The sequence below is a fragment of the Pseudomonas sp. GL_103 genome, from assembly GCF_057835175.1.
The window spans coordinates 1,344,491-1,360,804 of sequence record NZ_CM174420.1; the positions used below are offsets into that span (position 1 = coordinate 1,344,491).

Consider the following 16,314-nt stretch of genomic DNA (forward strand, 5'->3'; position numbering starts at 1 on the left):
CCCTGGCCCTGGAGAATCCTATGCCACTTACACTCGACACCCCACGCGCTTACGAGACGGGGGATATCAACGAATTGCCCGTTGCCGGCGCCGCTCAAATCTTCGAAGGCTCGGCGATCGGCATTGTTGCCGCCAGCGGCCTGGCTCGACCGCTCGCCGCTGGTGATCTGTTTGCCGGCTTTGCTGATCGTGGCGCTGACAACCGCATCGGCGGCGCCGGCGCGATCCGTGTCCGCACACGTGAGCACGGCAAGGTTCAGCTCGCCGTCACTGCACTGGCGATCACGGACATCGGCAAGGCTGTCTACGCCAGTGACAGCGGCACCTTCGTGTTGACCGCGGCTGGTAATAGCCGTGTCGGCCATGTGCACCGCTTCGTCAGTGGCGGCATTGGCATCGTCAAGTTCGCTGCTCAGGCCATTCCGGTCGCTCCGTAACACCCCGCGCAACTCCATTTTTTCCAATTCATCCTTCCTCGGGAGAATCACCCATGGGTACTGAAGTACTGTCCAGTCGTGCCGTGATCGGTACGTTTTACGAGCTGCTCGAACAAAATGTTGGCAATACCTGGATCGATGCAGTCTCCAACCTGTTCGACTCCGACCAGGCCAAAGAAACCTATCCATGGATCGGCATGGTGCCAACCCTGCGTGAATGGATCGGCGGGCGCCATGCCAAGGGTTTCAACAGTGCTGACCTCGAAATCGAGAATCTGCACTTTGAAGCGACGATCGAAGTCCTGGTCAAAGAACTGCGCCGCGACAAAACCGGTCAACTACGCATCCGTCTGGGCGAACTGGCCGACCGTACCAACGCGCACTGGGCCCGCCTGTTGTCGGTGCTGCTGCTCAACGGCGAGAGCCAAGTCTGCTACGACGGGCAGTATTACTTCGACACCGACCACCAGGAAGGCCAAAGCGGTGTCCAGTCCAACAAGATCACCACGACCATTGCCAGCCTGCCGGCCACGGTGCACGGCACACCGACTGCCCCGAGCGTTGAGGAATTTCAGCAGGCCGTGGCCAAGTCGGTCACTCAACTGACCAGCCTGAAGGACGATCAGGGCGAGCCAATCAACGAACTGGCTCGCGAGTTTTTGGTGATGGTGCCGTTCAATCTGCTGAGCGTTGCCCAAGCAGCGTTGAGCGTTCCGCGCGGTACCAACATCAGCGAAATCGTCATGCCGGACAACGTCGTGGTGCGCGTGGTGGGCAACGTTCGCCTCAACGCCTGGACCGACAAGTTCGTCACCCTGCGTACCGACGGTCGCCTGAAAGCGTTCATTCGTCAGCAGGAAACCGATGTGGTGATGAAGGCCAAGGCCGAAGGCTCGGAGTACGAGTTCGACAATGATGCCCACCAGTACGGTGTCGACACCTGGCGCAACGTTGGCTTCGGTCGCTGGCAGTACGCCGTCCTGAACCAACTGGTGTAAGCCCGCGGGCCTACACGTCATCGAGGACATTGATATGCCGAAGTATCACGTTGATCAGCCCATCACGCTGTACAGCGGTGAGTTGATCCTGACCGCTGCCCAGGCCGCTGCGCGTGCGCACAGCCTGGAGGCGATCGCGGGCAAGAAGGGGCGCTACATCATTTTGGATGCCGTTCAGTTCAAGGCGGGGGAGGTGATCGTTATCCCTGGCGAACCGGACAAGGCGCTGGCGCAGCGCGTGAGTAAGGTCGAGAAAGTAGCCGGGGGCAACGATGGCGAATAAGACCTACACCGTCGTGTCCGGGGCCTTTCGCGGCCCGGGCGACAAGGTCACCGCACTCGGTGGCCAGATTGAACTGCCGGCCGACGTTGCCGAACGCTTTCGTCACCAGCTGGTGGAGGTGAAAGTGGAAGCCGTCGCCCAGCCAGTTCAGGAAAGCGCCCCTCGTAAAAACGCTCAGGCCAAGGAGGGCGGCAGTGCTTAACGAGGATCTCGCGGGCTTCCTGGAAGATTTCGACGTGGGAGGGGAGATCGATGGTCAACCCTTTCTGGCGGCCCGAGATATGCCCGACGAGATCGTTGGAATGGGTGGGTTGAACAGTCAATCCACCAGCTACGAGATCCTGGTTATCACCGCCGAGGCTGAACGCCTTGGCATCAACAATCCCAAGTTGATCACCGTCGGTGGCGTCACTTTCAGGGTGCGCGATCGCCGCATGATCGATGACGGCGCTTTCAGTCTGGCCTCTCTCACCAAGGTTTAAATCCCATGCCCTCGATTCAAGAACGCATCGTCGAAAAGGCGAAGGCGCTGATTTTGGCTGCCGATACGTTGGCCGGCGACCGGGTGTTTCGCAGCCGTACTGAAGCGCTGACGCGGGGCATGACCCCGGCCATCGTGCTGCATCCTGACCTGGAAACCACCGAGCGCGAAAGCCACTCGGTGGACCGCAACCAGTTCGAACTGTCAGTTGAAATTCTGGCGCGGGAGAACACCACCACCGGTGAGGCCTGGGACCAGGTTGCCGATCTGGTCAAGGTCGCGGTTCATGCCGTCCTGCTGGCCGAGGATGCGTTTGTTGAGGCGGACCGGGTTCAACGCTTCTACATCGATTGGATCGAGGAAGACGGGGACAACACAGCCGGTAACTGCATGGTGCGTTACCGCTTCACCTACCTGTGCAACACCGGCGACCTGACGTCCGGTCCTACCTTTTACTGAGGAACACATTATGCAAATTGCATTCGGCAGCGGGTTGTTTTATGCCACCCCGCTGATGGACGCCTATGGCAACTCGCTGGCCTCACCGACCCCCATCCTGCTCGGCATCATGCAGGAAGCTTCGGTCGATCTGTCGTATGACTCCAAGGAATTGTTCGGTAGCGAGCAGTTCGCGGTCGACGCCGCGCGCGGTCAGGGCAAGCTGTCCGGCAAGGCCAAAGCCGCGCAGATCAGCCTCTCGCAGTGGAATGCCCTGGTGTTCGGCCAGAACCTGCAGCCCGGTCAGGTGCTGGTGCATCACGCGACCACGCCGACCCCTGTGCCTGTCGGCGGCAAGATCACTGTCACGCCGCCTGTTGGTGGTCTGTTGGCGGGTGATCTTGGTGTGCGCGGCGGCGGCGCCGTGCCTTTCGAGCGGGTGCTGAGCGCTCCTACAGTCGGTCAGTACACCTACAACGCTTCGACGGGCGAGTACAGCTTCGCGGCGGCCGATGTCGATGTACCGGTGTTTATCGACTACCGCTACTCGGTTTCGACGGGCAAGAGCCTGTCGGTTCGCAACTTGCCCATGGGCGATATGCCGGTATTTCAGGGTGAGCTGTACCTGAAGTACAAGGGCAAATCGATCTATGTGCGTGTGCCGAATTTCGTCAGCAACAAGCTGGGTCTCGGCACCAAGCAGGACGACTACACCATCCCTGACTTTGAGTTCACCGGCTACGCCGATGAGTTTGGTGAGGTCGCGTACTGGAGTGCCAGCGAATGACGGTCGTGAATATACCGGGTGTCGAATTCGCGTTTCCCGGGAAGGTGTTGGTGATTCCACCGCTGGCGCTCGGTGATCTGGAACAGTTGCTGGACCGCATCAACTCGGTGATGGCGGGCAACATGGACAAGGATGGCGTCGCGACCGTGATCGATGCGACGCATGCGGCATTGCGTCGTAACTATCCCGAGATCGAACGCGGCGAGGTTGCCGCTTTGTTGGACCTGCGAAACATGCGGGATGCCCTCGATGCGGTGATGAACGCCTCGGGCATGGAAGTCCAGGATACGGCACCGGGGGAAGTGGTGGCCCCTTCGACTGGGGCCAGCTCTACGCACACCTGATCGCCAGTACCGGTCAGAGCCCGGTCACGCTGCGGCGTGACTGGGACATGGTCATGGTTGGGCACATGACCGACTACTGGCATCACCATCCGCCTGTACATGTGCTGGTTGCCGGGTATCTGGGATACAAGCCCACGCAGTCGGAGGGGGCTGCACCTGACCTGGCAGCCAACATGGCGGCACTGGCAGCCGATATGCGCGACGAACTACCGCCGCATTTGCGGGGCGCGCTGGATGCCTTTGTCGTGCCAGCCGCGCCGCTCCAGTAACACCATCAATAGAACTCCGCCTCGGCGGAGTTTTTCATTTCTTGCACAGTGAGTGTCCGGCATGGATAGAAATATCGCGTACCAGTTCACTGCCGGCACCCAGGGTTTTGACCGCGCAGTCGAAAGCATCGAGCGCAATATGCGTGATGCCCGCACCACGCTCAGCCGTGAATTGCGGGCCATCAACACGGATATGGTGGGGAGTCAGGCCCAGATCGGAAAGTTTGGTCCGGCGGTGAATGATGCCTTTGCTGGCGTCGCCACTGTTATGCGCTCAGGGCTGGGCGGGGTAGCCGCGGGCATTCTGGGCGTGTTTGGGCTCGGCGCTTTCAAGCTCGGCCAGATGGTCAGTGACAGCAAGGATGCGGCGGTCGAGCAGCAGGCGGCCTATCGCGGCTTGGAAGCGGTGGCCAACCATGCCGGCGTCGGTATCGGCCGTGCCATGGATGAGGCCAACAAACTGGCCGCCGATGGCCTGGTCAGCGTCGGGGATGCGGCCAAGGCGCTGCAGAACCTGCTGAGCCGCGGGTACAGCGTCGATCAGGCGGTGTCGGTTATCAACCGCCTGAAGGATGCTGCGGCATTCAACCGGCAAGCCAGCCTCAGCATGTCCGAAGCGGTGGTGACCGCGACCGAGGGTTTGAAGAACGAAAACTCGGTGCTGGTCGACAACGCCGGGGTAACGAAAAACGTTGCGAAAATGTGGGACGAGTACGCCAAGAGCGTTGGCACGACGCGTGACAAGCTGAGCGATTCGCAGAAGATCCAGGCCGAATACAACGGGATCATGAAAGAGACCGAGGCCCAGGTCGGCAATGCGAAGAAGGCCGCCGAAGGGCTGACCGGGAGTCAGGCCGAGCTCGACTCGAGGAGCAATGAACTCAAGGTCACCATCGGGACCATTCTCGAACCGGCTTTCATCAGCCTGAACAAGCACCTGGCTGAAACGGCCAGCTGGTTCAACAACCTGCTCAAATCCATGAGTGGGACCGGCGTCACGGTCGAGGAAGTGGCCGCCAACATCGCCCGCATGGAAACGATGCTGGAGAACGTTGGTAACAAAGGCGCCCGGGGTGGCGGTGGTAAGGCCCAGCTCGAGGGCTCACTACAGGAAGAGCGCCTCTTGCTGGAAAGCATGCAGCTGACCTCTACGAAGATCGATCAGGTAGACGCCGGCATGCGCTCGCGCCTGGCGCGAATCGAGGCGCAGCGAGCCAAGGTCGCGGAGATGGCGGCGAGCGGTGACACCGCGCTGACCAAGGCTCCCCAGCAAGGGCGCGTCGCTCCCACCGCCTATGGCATTGAGATCGCCCGCCTGACCAAGCTTGAACAGGCCTACGCCGCTGCCGTCGAACATCGCAAAAGCCTGATTCAAACCACAACACCGCCGGCGGCGAACCCGGACACGCCGACCGCGCCGACGGGACCTGCAAAGTCCCGGGTCAGCCAGTGGTCTGAAGCGCTGGATGCGCAGAAGGTCGCGCACGCGCAGCAGCAGTCGGAGCAGGGGACGTTTCTGAAGTTCTCGCAACAGCAGGAAATGGACTACTGGCAGGGCATCCTGAAACGGACTGACCTCAGCGCCTCCGAACGGCTCACCGTGCAACGCAACTACCTGGGCGCCTTGAACGGGCTTCGCCGTCAGGACGAAGGCAAGGCGTTTGCCGATCTGCAAGCCCAGGCCCAGCAGTACCGCCACAACATGGACGCTCGGTTGCAAATTGCTCAGCAGGCGTTGGATCGTAGCCGGTTGCTCTATGGCCAGGACTCTCAGGAGTACCAGCGGGCGGCCTCCGAGGTGGTTGCGATCGAGCGGGAGAAACAGCAACAGATCACCAACATGAAGCAGCAACAGTTCGGCGCCGACCAGCAGGCCCGGCTGGCAGACGTTTCCCATGCGGAGCAGATGGCGCAACTGGATCTGCAGGCCAATCTGATCACTCAGGGGCAACTGCTGCAGGCCCAGGCGGAGTTCGAAAAACAACGGTATGCGATCGAGGCCCAGGCGCTGGTCCAGCGCAAGGCATTGCTCGAGCAGGACCCTGACCGCAACCCGGTCGCCCTGCAGCAGGTCCAGCAGCAGATTCAAACCTTGGAGCAGAACCACCGTAACAGCCTGGCCGTCATCGGTCGCCAGCAGACGATCGAGTCCCAGAGTAACTGGACAGGCATGGTCGATAGTTTGCGCGGGAGCTGGTCCGGCGCGATGAATGGAATCTTGACCGGCACCATGAACGCCCGCGGGCTGATGACTGGGTTGTTCAGCAGCATCGGTGGCGCGTTCATCGAGAACATGGTGACCAAGCCATTGATGGCCTGGATTTTCGGCGAAACGGCGAAAACCGGCGCAACGGTTACCGGTGTTGGCGTGCGAACCGCGGCTGAGGCGGGCGGAGCGGCGATGTCAGTCGCGATCTGGGGCGCGGCAACGATCAAGAACATCATCGCCAGTGCCTGGCAGGCCATGGCCGGTGCCTTCGCGGCGATGTCGGCGATTCCAATCATCGGCCCTGTGCTGGGCGTGGCCGCGGCCGCTGCGGCCGGTGCGTTTGTGTTCGGGCTGGTCAAGAACGTGGCGTCTGCCGAAGGCGGCTACGACATCCCGGCGGGTACCAACCCGATGACCCAACTTCACGAACAGGAAATGGTTCTGCCCAAGCAGTACGCCAACGTTATCCGCCAGGCGGCGAATGGTGAAGGCCAACTGGGGGGCGGTGGAGGCGGGTACCACTACCACGATAACAGCGGCCGTCTGACGCCCTCGGACATTCGTCGAAACGCTCGAGTGTTCGCCGAGGAAATGCAGAAGCTCAAGCGCAACGGTGCCATCAAGGCATAAGGGGTAATCATGCTTTTAGGGCCATTTTTCCCGGCACGCTGGATTGCGGGTTTTCCGGACCGCGGTGTGATGGCCGATGACGTGTTGCCGCATTTGCCCGGGCAAACGTTACTGGCGAAGAAGGCGCCGGAGTGGAGTACGGGTGTTCAGAAGTCGGTGAGCGGTCGGCGCCGAACGACAGCGTATTACTCGGCGCCGCTGTGGACGTTCCAGATGAACTACAACGCGATTCGCAAGCGGCCAGGTCTGGACGAGTGGTCGCGGATCTTGAATTTCTTCAACGAACGAAAAGGGCAGTTTGGCGAGTTCCTGTTCTTTGATCGCACCGATCACCAGGTGAACAAGCACCGGTTCGGTACCGGCGACGGCATTACCCGAACCTTTCAACTGTCCCGGGCCATTGGCAATTGGGTCGAGCCGATTTATGGCGTCGTCAACATCGAGCGGTTGAGCGTTGCCGGCGTGCTGGCGACGGGCTTTACCGTCGATGAATTGGGGCAAATCACCTTTGCCCATGCACCGGCCAGCGGCGCGCCGCTGGAATGGACAGGGGCATTCTTCTTCCGTTGTGCCTACGACTCAGATGCACTGGATAGCGCGCAGCCATTCGGAAAGATCTGGGAAATGAAAAACATCTCCTTCACGAGCATCAAACCATGATCGCAGCCAGTCCCCAATTGCAGCAGTTTTTGGCCACGGCGCGCAGCTTCGTGATGGCTGACTTGTACACCATTACCCTGGCCAGCGGGCAGGTGCTGCGCTACACCGACGCCGGCATCCAGATCTATGCCGGCGGTGTGAACTACTCGGCCTCCGGCCCGCTGATCAAGCGTACTGGCGTGCGGATCGTTCGAGGTATTGAGGTCGACACCTTGAGCGTGACCTTTTATGCCGGCGTGGATGACACGCTTCTGGGCGAGCCGGTACTTGCGTTCATTGCCGGCGGTGGTTTTGACGGTGCTTCCCTGACACTCGCTCGGGCGTTTATGCCGGATTGGGGCGGATCTGTGGTCGGTACCGTGATGCGTTTCATCGGTCGAGTGGCCGGGGTCGAAGCGGACCGCGAGCAGGCCACCGTCGAGGTCAAGTCACCGTTGGAGTTGCTGGATACCAAGGTGCCCAAAGGCGTCTACCAGCCCGGCTGCCTGCGCACGGTGTACAGCGCGGATTGCGGGGTGAACCGTTCGCTATTCGAGACGGCTGGCCAGGTGTTGGCGGACACCACGGCGCTGCGCATTCATACCAATCTCTCCGCAGCCAGTGGCTGGTTTGATCAGGGCGTTATCCGTTTTGTGAACGGCGGGAATGCCGGCGTTGCGCGCACGGTGCGGCGCCAGGCGGGGGATGGCGTGGTCAGTCTGATCCTGGGTCTGCCAGCGGTACCGGCACCCGGGGATCAGTTCCTGATTTATCCAGGTTGCCCACGCACGCTGGATGCCTGCACGAACAAGTTCGGTAACCGCGGTCGCTATCGCGGCATGCCCTTCATCCCCGTCGCGGAGACGTCCATATGACTGAGCAGGAGCAGCTACAGCGTGACGCGGTGCTGGCCGAGTCCCGGCATTGGCTCGGCACACCCTACCAGCACCGACAGCACCTCCACGGTGTGGGAGTCGACTGCGCCTGGTTGCTGATCGAGGTGTTTCATTCGGCTGGCCTGATGCCGCGGATCGACCCGGGCGCCTACGCGCAGGACTGGCACCTGCATCGAAGTCAGGAGCTGTACCTGGGCTGGCTGGACGAGTACGGCCATGAGGTCGAAAGCCCCCAGCCCGGGGACGTCGCGATCTGGAAATTCGGTCGCACCTACAGCCACGCCGCGGTGGTCATCGATGATCGCCGGATCATCCATGCCTATCGCGATATCGGCGTTGAAATTGCCGACATGCGCGAAGAACGTTTTGTTTGCCGGCCGGTGCGCTATTACACACTTGATAATTACGGAGGCAGCGATGGGGGGCAGCAGCACAACGATCTCTAACAGCGCCACACGCATCAACGCCATGCAGATCCAGAGCAGTGCGGCTGGCAAGCCGATCGCCTGGATGGCCGGGCGCAATCGCATCAGCCCCAACCTGATCTACTACACCGACTTCGAGGCTGTCGCCAAGACGACCAAGACCAAGACCGGCGGCAAGGGCGGCGGCGGTGCGACCCAGAAGGACACAACCTACACCTACTATGCAGCGCTCATTCTGGCGATCGGCCGGGGCTCGCTCAGCGCGGTCCGCCGGATCTTCCGTGACAAGGAAGTGTTCGAGGAAAAGGTGGTAGGGGGTGCCGTACAGTCGTCCCTGGCCCAGATCGGATTTAGCTTTATGACCGGCTCGCCCGATCAGCCGGTCTGGGGCTACCTTGCAACCAAGCATCCGGCCGAGGCGATCGCGTACTCGAGCACGGCGTATGTATATTCGCCGCGATACCTGCTCAACGATAACGCCGGGGTGCAGAACCACACCTTCGAAGTTGATGGTCCCTACCAGGTGTCGGGATTGCCTGACGCCAACCCGGGGCTTTTCTTGCCGGCGTTGTTGATGGACCCGCTCGATGGTGTGGGGTTTGATCCGCAGTGGATCGACGACATGAGCAGTTATCGGGATTACTGCTTGGCAGAAAACCTGCTGCTCAGTCCGGTACTCGATGAGCAGGCGGAGGCCAGCGACGCCATTACCCGTTGGCTGCAGTTGACCAACAGTGAGGTGGTCTGGTCGGCGGGGAAAATGAAGGTTATCCCCTTCGGTGACCAGGTTGTCACCGGCAACGGTGTCACCTGGTACCCGAATATCACCCCGGTGGCGGATCTGACCGATGATGACTTTCTCGCAGAAGAAGGGACGCCGCCGATTCAGCTCAAGATCAAGAGCCAGGCCGACAGCTACAACGAAGTGTCGCTGGAGATCCTTGATCGTGATCATGAGTACAACACCGACGTGGTGCGCGGTGTGGACCAGGCGGCCATTGAGCAGTTCGGCTCCCGGCCGATGGACACCATCAAGGCTTACGAGATCTGCAGCACGGCGATCGCCTCGCACGCGGCCCAGTTGCTGGTCCAGCGCAAGCTGTATGTCCGTAACGAATACCAGTTTTCCCTGGGCTGGCAGCATGTGCTGCTAGAACCGATGGATCTGGTCACCGTGACTGACCCCGGGCTGAACATCGATCGCCGGCTGGTCCGGCTGATGTCGATCGAGGAAGACGAGGACGGCAAGCTTTCGGTTGTGGCCGAAGATGCCCTGCTGGGGATCGGCAGTGCGCCGAGCTACCCGGTACAAAGCAAGGCCGGATATCAGGGCAATCAGAACGCCGATCCCGGCCCGGTGATGGTCCCGATAATCTTCAACCCGCCCGACAGTCTGTTGCTGCCCGGTGAGACACAGGTCTGGGGCGCGGTGGCCGGTGCCGACGAAAACTGGGGGGGCTGTGAAGTCTGGATCAGCGCGGATGGCGACAGCTATCGGATGGTCGAAAGCATTTACGGTCGCTCCCGAATTGGCCAGCTCGCCGCGCCGCTTCCTACTGGGGTGGATCCTGACGTCACCAATGCTCTGTCGGTGCAGTTGTCAGCCGCTGGCCAGCTCACGGCCGCAACGACCACCGAGGCCGACAGCGGGGCCACGTTGTGCTGGGTCAACGGTGAGTTGATCAGCTATCGCGATGCAACGCTGACAGGTGCCGGGGCTTACAACCTGCAGTACCTGCGACGGGGGCGCCTCAGATCCTCCGTGCTCAGTCATCCGGTCGGCGCCCCGTTCGTTCGCCTTGATGATGCGCTCTGGAAGTACAGCTACACGGTCGATCAGATCGGCAAAACAGTATGGGTGAAGTTCCGCTCATTCAACGTGTTCGGGCGTGCCCTGCAGGATCTGGCCGACGTGACGGCCTTCAGCATCACCCTCAACCCGGCCCGGGTAGTGCCCACTGCGGCGCAAGGTTTGCAGCTGGTCGGCGCATTCGAGGCACCGTATTTCGCGGTGAGCTGGACCGCCGGGAGCAATGCCACCGATCGCATCATCAGGATCCGCAACGCTTCGAACAACGCCTTGCTGCGCGAAGTCGTCACCACCAGCACGACGTTCACTTATCAACGCGCTGACGCCCTGGTGGACGGTGCTTTGGTTCGAAGCTATCGCGTGGAAGTCATCGAGCGGAACTCGGCGGGCAATGCGGCGGTGACGGCTGTGGTGGTAACCAATACGGCGCCGCCGGCAGTCAGTGGCGTTGCCGCAACGGTGACGGGCACCACAGCGAACGTGAGCTGCGCCACCAGCTCGGCCCCGGACGCGGCAGGCTATATGTACGTCTATTCAACTGTGTCGGGCTTCGATCCGACGATTTCGGGGACCGTTGGCTATCAGGGCGCTTCGGTCGCCGGCCAGATCACGGGCCTGGCGCCGGGTACGACCTACTACTTGCGCGCTGCCGCTTATGACACCTGGAGCAGCGTTCGCTCGCAACTCAATTTCGCTCCGGCGATAACCTTTACGACCTGACAGAGAACAACTATGCAACCCATTCAGTTCTTCGCCGCAAGAGCCGAAGACGGTGCCCTATTGCCTGATGCAACCGTGGATGTGTTCGCCCATGGTACTCAGACCCGCGCCGTCTTGTTTTCGGATTCGGCTGGTGCCGTTCCACTTGAGAACCCCTTGCGCGCTGATGCCAACGCCCGGGTGTTCTTCTATTCGACGACCAACCGCATCGATATTCGCATCAGTCGTTATGGCTATGTCGCGCCGATGCTGGTCGATATTTCGACTGTGGATGTGGCTACAGCCGTAGAGCAGGTTCGAGGGGAAATCGATCAGGTTCTAGATCAGGCGAGAGATGATTTCGATAATTTGCTGCAGCACTCGGGTTATGAAAGTGTTTTTCTCGCCTATGCCGGGGGCGTAGTTGTCCAGCGCCAAACCCAGTTGGTGCAACGTGACGGCGAACTTTACCGGGTTGCCAATCAGGCCTTGCTCCCACTGACGCTCACCGGAACCTGGACAACAGATAAGCTGAAGCTTACTGCTGTGGGCGACATCGCACTTCGTCAGGTTCTGATGAGTGCTCAGGGCGCTGAGAATGTTGCGATCAAGGCTCCGGGCGTCAACACCGTTGTGCGCAGTCTCTACAGCAAGGTTCAGCGCGAAATTGAGCTGGCCGACTATGTTCCTGGTGGCGCTGACGATACCGTCCAGTTCGAAAATATGGTCGCTGATATTCCGAACAAGACGACCAGTCGACTGATCACCTTTGCGGGCCTGCCGAGTTCGTACGCGGCTACGACACCGCGCGTTATTATTCGGCGTGGCGACTACACCATCAGCAGAACGCCGGCGGTTCCTGCTTACTTCGACTGTGAGGGTGAGGGGTCGATCATCACCCAGACCGACCCGAATCGGGATATTTTTGCCGGCGAGGCTTATCAGTGGAAGGTTTCAGGTTTCATCTTTGTCGGTGGCCGTCATCAACTCAGTATGCACAACGCTAATTCTGACAGTGCACTGTTTCAGCTTGAGCATAATGAACATCACCTGAGTCTTTCCAAGCCCCTGCACACTTATACGTCTGGCGGCGTGTATCAGCACATGTCGGCCAACTTGTCCGTGAAAGATACCCGGTTCCTGCGGTGCAACGGCATCATCAACAACGTCTGTGACTCGGCTCTTTTCGACAACACCTGGTGTTACCTGGACAAAGCCAACTTCACTCCCAACGGTGGAGCGTTTGTGAACAACGGCGGCACGACAGGGCATGCTCGCCTGATCCTGCGCAACATGTTTGGCGTGCCAACCATGGGCGTTGGGGCAGGGCGCGTGTCTCATCCGCGGTGGATCGACAACTGGGGCTCGGTTGAGTCGCGAGGATCGCGTTTTGGCGGGGAAGACGGCGGGATGGCCATCGTTAACCACCTGAAACCGGCAGACACCACTTACCCGTTCCTGGGGAGTATGGTGGATATTCAAGGCGGCTGGGCCTTCGCCGGGCCTGGTGGAGTGTCCGACTCTGGCATCGTTATTCTTGATGGGCATGTTCCGCAAAACATCATCATTCGAGATGTTCTCGGTCCGGCCGAAGTCCCGTACATCGTAAATCCGAGTTCTTTCAATATTCCGGCCTACATGGCTGCGTGGGAAGCGGCGACAGGGAACAAGGCTTACAACTTCTTCCACGTAGACATCAGGGTCCCATCATCGGTTAACCCGGATGGCGGGCTGGGGTATGGGCGAATCCCTTCAGGGTTGCGGCCATATCTGGCTGGAGCAAAACGCGTCAGTCTGCGCCGTGCGGCTGTGCAGTCGATCCCGAACGCCTTTGCCGTGACACCGGTTCAATTTGACACGGTCATTGAGGATAACGTCGGTGGCTTCACCCTCAGTGCGCCAACGTTGCTGACAATGCCAGCCGGTTGTACACGCATGCTGATCGTTGTGAACGGGGCGCTGGCGGTGAACGGAGCGGCAAAAACGGTCAGCACCATCATCGTCAACAATGCGAACGTCACGGTGGCCGGGCAAACCTTTCTGCGAGGTATCAACCCGGATACCGATCGTTTCAGTGTGAGCTACCTGGCCACCGGCGTTCCTGGTCAGTCCTGGACGTTTCAGGTTCGGCATAACGCTGCCGGGCCACTGGATCTGCTCAATTGTTATGCCGAGTTAATCCCGATGGACTTCGTTTAACACCACCGCTGACTGAATAGCCGCACCCCAGACCCGCCTTCGAGCGGGTTTTTTAATGCCTGGAGAAACGTAATGACCGTATCCGATAAAGACCGCGACATCCTCGCCCGCACGTTGTGGGGGGAGGCGCGCGGCGAATCCCTGGCCGGCCAGATTGCCGTGGCCTGTACCATCCGCAACCGTGTACACGACGGCAAAGACAAGTCGTGGTGGGGGGAGGGCTATGCCGGCGTGTGCCAGAAGCCCTACCAGTTCAGTTGCTGGAACAGGAACGATCCGAACTTCGCCTACCTGAGTGGTGCGAGAAAGATTCCGTTCCGCGAGCTCGCCCAGGCGCGGATTGCCGCTGACCAGGTGATCGATGGAAAGGTGCCGGATCCGACCGGCGGCGCCACGCATTACTACGCGACCACCATGTCCAAGCCACCGGTCTGGGTGAAAGGCGCCAAGGAGACGTTGAGGCTCGGCCATCACATCTTTTTCAAGGACGTTCCATGAGCCCCGCCGCACTGAAAGTCGCACTGGCTGGCGTTCTGCTGTTGGTGCTGGCCACCGCCGGTGGCGTGTGGAAGATGCAGGACTGGCGTTACGGTAAGAAACTGGCCGAGCAGGACGGGCTGCACCAGTCCGACCTGAACACCATCAGCAATGCCGCCACCACCGCGCAACGGACCGAACAGGACAAACGTCTCGCTCTCGAGCAGCGGCTGTCGGCCAGTGAACAAACTCATTACCAGGAACTGAGCGATGCTCAAACGAAACAGGCTCGCCTGCGCGATCGCCTTGCCACTGCTGATCTGCGGTTGTCAGTCCTCCTCGACACTTCGGATTCAGCCAGTGGCTGTTCAGTGTCAGCCAATACCGGCGCCGGCGGCGTGGTTCATGGCGCCGCAAGAGCCCAACTTGACCCAGCGCATGCTCAACGAATTATCGGTATCACCGACGCCGGCGACCAAGGACTGATAGCGCTGGCGGCATGCCAAGCCCATGTGCGAGCTATTGTGTCCTCTGCTCCCGTTTCTCCATGAGCAGTTTCTGGTTCTCTCGAAACAAATGATCTCGCTGATCAGAAACGAGCATAAGGCTGCGGACTGTCCCGGATAACTCAGAGTTTTCGACGCGGAGACGGGAAACCTCGGCCTTGGTTGTGGCCAACTGTGAGCGTAGCGCATCGCGTTCACCTACCGCTTCGGTGTGCATCTCGACCAACTTGAAGATTTTTTCCCTGGCCTGGCGCAGCTGCAGAGTCAGTTCCTCAAATTCGTTCTCATACATCCGGAGTTGATGCTGGCAGGTTTCGAGCGGAGTCGGGCAGCCGAGCCAGTCTGAGGTGTCTTCGGTTTCGTACGGGTCCACGGTCACACCTTGCGAGCACTGTTTTTATATACAGTAATTGAGGCGTCACGATTAGGCGAGATCAAGCTGACGAACTGCTGAGCCATTCCGGATTCCGTAGCCTCAACATAAAGAAAAAAGAGCGACCGAGCTGGGTGCGTCAACACCCAGCCTGGCCGCCGTCCCTGCAGAACGTCCCTGCAAGTCCAGCCAAGGCTCTTACTCCGTGCACGAAGCGCGGCGAGCCTAGCACCTGTTTATCCATACAGTAAAGGTCTTGCTCTCTATGTCCACACCCATCATCCCTTGGATGGGCGGCAAACGCCGCCTGGCCGACCGCCTCATCCCGCTTTTTCCACCGCACGAATGCTACGTCGAAGTCTTTGCCGGCGGTGCCGCGCTCTACTTCATGCGGCCCCAGGCTGCGCCCGTTGAAGTCATCAACGACATCAACGGCGACTTGGTAACGCTGTACCGCGTCGTGCAGAACCACCTGGAAGAGTTCGTGCGCCAATTCAAATGGGCGCTCAGCTCGCGCCAGGTGTTCGAGTGGCAGAAGCTGACCCGCCCCGAAACCCTCACCGACATCCAGCGCGCCGCGCGATTCTTCTACCTTCAGCACCATGCCTTTGCCGGCAAGGTCACAGCGCAGACCTTTGGTACCGCGACCACCGGCCCGGCCATCAATCTGCTGCGGATCGAGGAAAATCTCTCGGCCGCCTGGCAGCGGCTGTCCGGTACTTACGTCGAAAACCTACCCTGGCTGGAGTGCGCTGAGCGCTACGATCGCGCCCATACTTTCCACTACATGGACCCGCCGTACTGGCAGACTGCAGGGTATGGGATGGATTTTCCGTTTGAGAATTACGAACGAATGGCCGACTTCATGCGTCGCTGCAAAGGCAAGGTGATGGTCAGCATCAACGATCACCCGGATATTCGCCGGGTGTTCGAGGGTTTTCATGTCGAAACGCTGGACATCCGCTATTCCACAACCAACCAGCGCCATGGCAAGGCTGAGGTCAGTGGCGAACTGGTGATCATGAACTGGACCCCGGCATCTTTGGGGGGGCTGTTTTAGTCACCAAGGCTCGGCGAACCGGATCAGTGGACTTCGCCCATGAGCCCTCTAATTCAAAACTCTTGGGTGCTGTCCATTAGTTCCAGCTTGACCCTCAACTTATGACCTAATTTGTCACCGCTATCCCAAAAGATATGATCAATATCTATAACTCTAAATTCCTGATTTTCTTGGGGCGCTCTGGTCCAGGTAGCGTTAAGCAATCCTTGATGTTCAAATCGATCTCCAATCGAAACAGCAGGGAAGGGGGTGAGCGCTTCAACGCTCCAAACTGGATCATTGAGGAAGGAGTCCTCGTAGATTTCGATATGGTATTCAATCGGTTTCACGCTCATAAGAACTCCATGCTTTGTA

20 protein-coding genes are annotated in these 16,314 nt (G+C 59.8%); 18 read left to right on the top strand and 2 right to left on the bottom strand.

All coding sequences use genetic code 11. The features are described 5' to 3' along the window. Window positions 1-20 precede the first annotated feature (20 nt). The 17 genes from AC3IP0_RS05990 to AC3IP0_RS06070 all read left to right on the top strand — a co-directional run bounded on the left by AC3IP0_RS05990 (window position 21) and on the right by AC3IP0_RS06070 (window position 14,572). Complete coding sequence (locus tag AC3IP0_RS05990) at window positions 21-437, top strand: hypothetical protein (RefSeq protein WP_489326888.1); 417 nt, start codon at window positions 21-23, stop codon at window positions 435-437. Between the two features lie 53 nt (window positions 438-490). Next, the gene (locus AC3IP0_RS05995) at window positions 491-1,435 is read left to right on the top strand and encodes a Mu-like prophage major head subunit gpT family protein (protein WP_489326890.1); all 945 of its coding nucleotides are present in this window, start codon (window positions 491-493) and stop codon (window positions 1,433-1,435) included. A 34-nt stretch (window positions 1,436-1,469) separates the two neighbouring features. Then, a complete protein-coding gene (locus AC3IP0_RS06000; RefSeq protein WP_489326892.1) occupies window positions 1,470-1,718 on the top strand; it encodes a hypothetical protein in 249 nt (82 codons plus the stop codon). Continuing rightward, a complete protein-coding gene (locus AC3IP0_RS06005; protein WP_489326893.1) occupies window positions 1,708-1,920 on the top strand; it encodes a hypothetical protein in 213 nt (70 codons plus the stop codon). The genes AC3IP0_RS06000 and AC3IP0_RS06005 overlap by 11 nt, the downstream gene beginning before the upstream one ends. Then, window positions 1,913-2,200, top strand: coding sequence for a hypothetical protein (locus AC3IP0_RS06010; RefSeq protein WP_489326895.1), 288 nt, complete (start codon window positions 1,913-1,915; stop codon window positions 2,198-2,200). The genes AC3IP0_RS06005 and AC3IP0_RS06010 overlap by 8 nt, the downstream gene beginning before the upstream one ends. A gap of 5 nt (window positions 2,201-2,205) precedes the next feature. Next, on the top strand, window positions 2,206-2,658 hold the full coding sequence (locus tag AC3IP0_RS06015; protein ID WP_431494831.1) for a hypothetical protein: 453 nt from the start codon (window positions 2,206-2,208) through the stop codon (window positions 2,656-2,658). Window positions 2,659-2,668: 10 nt separating this feature from the next. Further along, complete coding sequence (locus AC3IP0_RS06020; protein ID WP_489326897.1) at window positions 2,669-3,424, top strand: major tail protein; 756 nt, start codon at window positions 2,669-2,671, stop codon at window positions 3,422-3,424. Next, a complete protein-coding gene (locus AC3IP0_RS06025) occupies window positions 3,421-3,768 on the top strand; it encodes a hypothetical protein (protein ID WP_489326899.1) in 348 nt (115 codons plus the stop codon). Before AC3IP0_RS06020 ends, AC3IP0_RS06025 begins: the two co-directional genes overlap by 4 nt. Before the next feature lie 65 nt (window positions 3,769-3,833). Then, window positions 3,834-4,037 (top strand): hypothetical protein, encoded by a 204-nt coding sequence (locus tag AC3IP0_RS06030; RefSeq protein WP_489326900.1) that lies wholly within the window; start codon window positions 3,834-3,836, stop codon window positions 4,035-4,037. Window positions 4,038-4,098: 61 nt separating this feature from the next. Next, a complete protein-coding gene (locus AC3IP0_RS06035) occupies window positions 4,099-6,876 on the top strand; it encodes a hypothetical protein (RefSeq protein ID WP_489326902.1) in 2,778 nt (925 codons plus the stop codon). A gap of 9 nt (window positions 6,877-6,885) precedes the next feature. Next, window positions 6,886-7,536: a DUF2460 domain-containing protein gene (locus AC3IP0_RS06040; protein ID WP_489326904.1), complete on the top strand. Its 651-nt coding sequence runs from the start codon at window positions 6,886-6,888 to the stop codon at window positions 7,534-7,536. Then, a complete protein-coding gene (locus AC3IP0_RS06045; RefSeq protein ID WP_489326905.1) occupies window positions 7,533-8,390 on the top strand; it encodes a DUF2163 domain-containing protein in 858 nt (285 codons plus the stop codon). The genes AC3IP0_RS06040 and AC3IP0_RS06045 overlap by 4 nt, the downstream gene beginning before the upstream one ends. Continuing rightward, the gene (locus AC3IP0_RS06050; RefSeq protein ID WP_489326906.1) at window positions 8,387-8,857 is read left to right on the top strand and encodes a CHAP domain-containing protein; all 471 of its coding nucleotides are present in this window, start codon (window positions 8,387-8,389) and stop codon (window positions 8,855-8,857) included. Before AC3IP0_RS06045 ends, AC3IP0_RS06050 begins: the two co-directional genes overlap by 4 nt. Next, the gene (locus AC3IP0_RS06055) at window positions 8,829-11,366 is read left to right on the top strand and encodes a phage tail protein (RefSeq protein ID WP_489326907.1); all 2,538 of its coding nucleotides are present in this window, start codon (window positions 8,829-8,831) and stop codon (window positions 11,364-11,366) included. The genes AC3IP0_RS06050 and AC3IP0_RS06055 overlap by 29 nt, the downstream gene beginning before the upstream one ends. A 12-nt stretch (window positions 11,367-11,378) precedes the next feature. Continuing rightward, window positions 11,379-13,544 (top strand): hypothetical protein, encoded by a 2,166-nt coding sequence (locus tag AC3IP0_RS06060; protein ID WP_489326908.1) that lies wholly within the window; start codon window positions 11,379-11,381, stop codon window positions 13,542-13,544. Between the two features lie 72 nt (window positions 13,545-13,616). Then, window positions 13,617-14,042 (top strand): cell wall hydrolase, encoded by a 426-nt coding sequence (locus AC3IP0_RS06065; protein WP_489326909.1) that lies wholly within the window; start codon window positions 13,617-13,619, stop codon window positions 14,040-14,042. Further along, window positions 14,039-14,572, top strand: a complete 534-nt coding sequence (locus AC3IP0_RS06070; protein ID WP_489326910.1) for a lysis system spanin subunit — start codon at window positions 14,039-14,041, stop codon at window positions 14,570-14,572. The genes AC3IP0_RS06065 and AC3IP0_RS06070 overlap by 4 nt, the downstream gene beginning before the upstream one ends. Here the strand turns inward: AC3IP0_RS06070 and AC3IP0_RS06075 are convergent. Continuing rightward, a complete protein-coding gene (locus AC3IP0_RS06075; RefSeq protein ID WP_489326911.1) occupies window positions 14,541-14,900 on the bottom strand; it encodes a hypothetical protein in 360 nt (119 codons plus the stop codon). The two genes, AC3IP0_RS06070 and AC3IP0_RS06075, sit on opposite strands and share 32 nt — an antisense overlap. A 265-nt stretch (window positions 14,901-15,165) precedes the next feature. Here AC3IP0_RS06075 and AC3IP0_RS06080 point away from each other — a divergent pair, with 265 nt between their 5' ends. Continuing rightward, window positions 15,166-15,960, top strand: coding sequence for a DNA adenine methylase (locus AC3IP0_RS06080; RefSeq protein WP_489326912.1), 795 nt, complete (start codon window positions 15,166-15,168; stop codon window positions 15,958-15,960). Between the two features lie 53 nt (window positions 15,961-16,013). Here the strand turns inward: AC3IP0_RS06080 and AC3IP0_RS06085 are convergent, their stop codons facing one another. Beyond that, window positions 16,014-16,295 carry a hypothetical protein gene (locus tag AC3IP0_RS06085; protein ID WP_489326914.1) on the bottom strand — a complete coding sequence of 94 codons (282 nt, stop codon included), beginning with the start codon at window positions 16,293-16,295 and terminating at the stop codon, window positions 16,014-16,016. Between the last annotated feature and the right edge of the window lie 19 nt (window positions 16,296-16,314).

Coding starts and splice junctions, on each gene's coding strand:
- AC3IP0_RS06030 (WP_489326900.1), top strand. CDS start 3,834: ATGACCGACTACTGGCATCACCATCCGCCTGTACATGTGCTGGTTGCC.
- AC3IP0_RS06040 (WP_489326904.1), top strand. CDS start 6,886: ATGCTTTTAGGGCCATTTTTCCCGGCACGCTGGATTGCGGGTTTTCCG.
- AC3IP0_RS05995 (WP_489326890.1), top strand. CDS start 491: ATGGGTACTGAAGTACTGTCCAGTCGTGCCGTGATCGGTACGTTTTAC.
- AC3IP0_RS06045 (WP_489326905.1), top strand. CDS start 7,533: ATGATCGCAGCCAGTCCCCAATTGCAGCAGTTTTTGGCCACGGCGCGC.
- AC3IP0_RS06020 (WP_489326897.1), top strand. CDS start 2,669: ATGCAAATTGCATTCGGCAGCGGGTTGTTTTATGCCACCCCGCTGATG.
- AC3IP0_RS06080 (WP_489326912.1), top strand. CDS start 15,166: ATGTCCACACCCATCATCCCTTGGATGGGCGGCAAACGCCGCCTGGCC.
- AC3IP0_RS06025 (WP_489326899.1), top strand. CDS start 3,421: ATGACGGTCGTGAATATACCGGGTGTCGAATTCGCGTTTCCCGGGAAG.
- AC3IP0_RS06005 (WP_489326893.1), top strand. CDS start 1,708: ATGGCGAATAAGACCTACACCGTCGTGTCCGGGGCCTTTCGCGGCCCG.
- AC3IP0_RS06035 (WP_489326902.1), top strand. CDS start 4,099: ATGGATAGAAATATCGCGTACCAGTTCACTGCCGGCACCCAGGGTTTT.
- AC3IP0_RS06000 (WP_489326892.1), top strand. CDS start 1,470: ATGCCGAAGTATCACGTTGATCAGCCCATCACGCTGTACAGCGGTGAG.
- AC3IP0_RS06050 (WP_489326906.1), top strand. CDS start 8,387: ATGACTGAGCAGGAGCAGCTACAGCGTGACGCGGTGCTGGCCGAGTCC.
- AC3IP0_RS06085 (WP_489326914.1), bottom strand. CDS start 16,295: ATGAGCGTGAAACCGATTGAATACCATATCGAAATCTACGAGGACTCC.
- AC3IP0_RS06055 (WP_489326907.1), top strand. CDS start 8,829: ATGGGGGGCAGCAGCACAACGATCTCTAACAGCGCCACACGCATCAAC.
- AC3IP0_RS05990 (WP_489326888.1), top strand. CDS start 21: ATGCCACTTACACTCGACACCCCACGCGCTTACGAGACGGGGGATATC.
- AC3IP0_RS06015 (WP_431494831.1), top strand. CDS start 2,206: ATGCCCTCGATTCAAGAACGCATCGTCGAAAAGGCGAAGGCGCTGATT.
- AC3IP0_RS06060 (WP_489326908.1), top strand. CDS start 11,379: ATGCAACCCATTCAGTTCTTCGCCGCAAGAGCCGAAGACGGTGCCCTA.
- AC3IP0_RS06065 (WP_489326909.1), top strand. CDS start 13,617: ATGACCGTATCCGATAAAGACCGCGACATCCTCGCCCGCACGTTGTGG.
- AC3IP0_RS06070 (WP_489326910.1), top strand. CDS start 14,039: ATGAGCCCCGCCGCACTGAAAGTCGCACTGGCTGGCGTTCTGCTGTTG.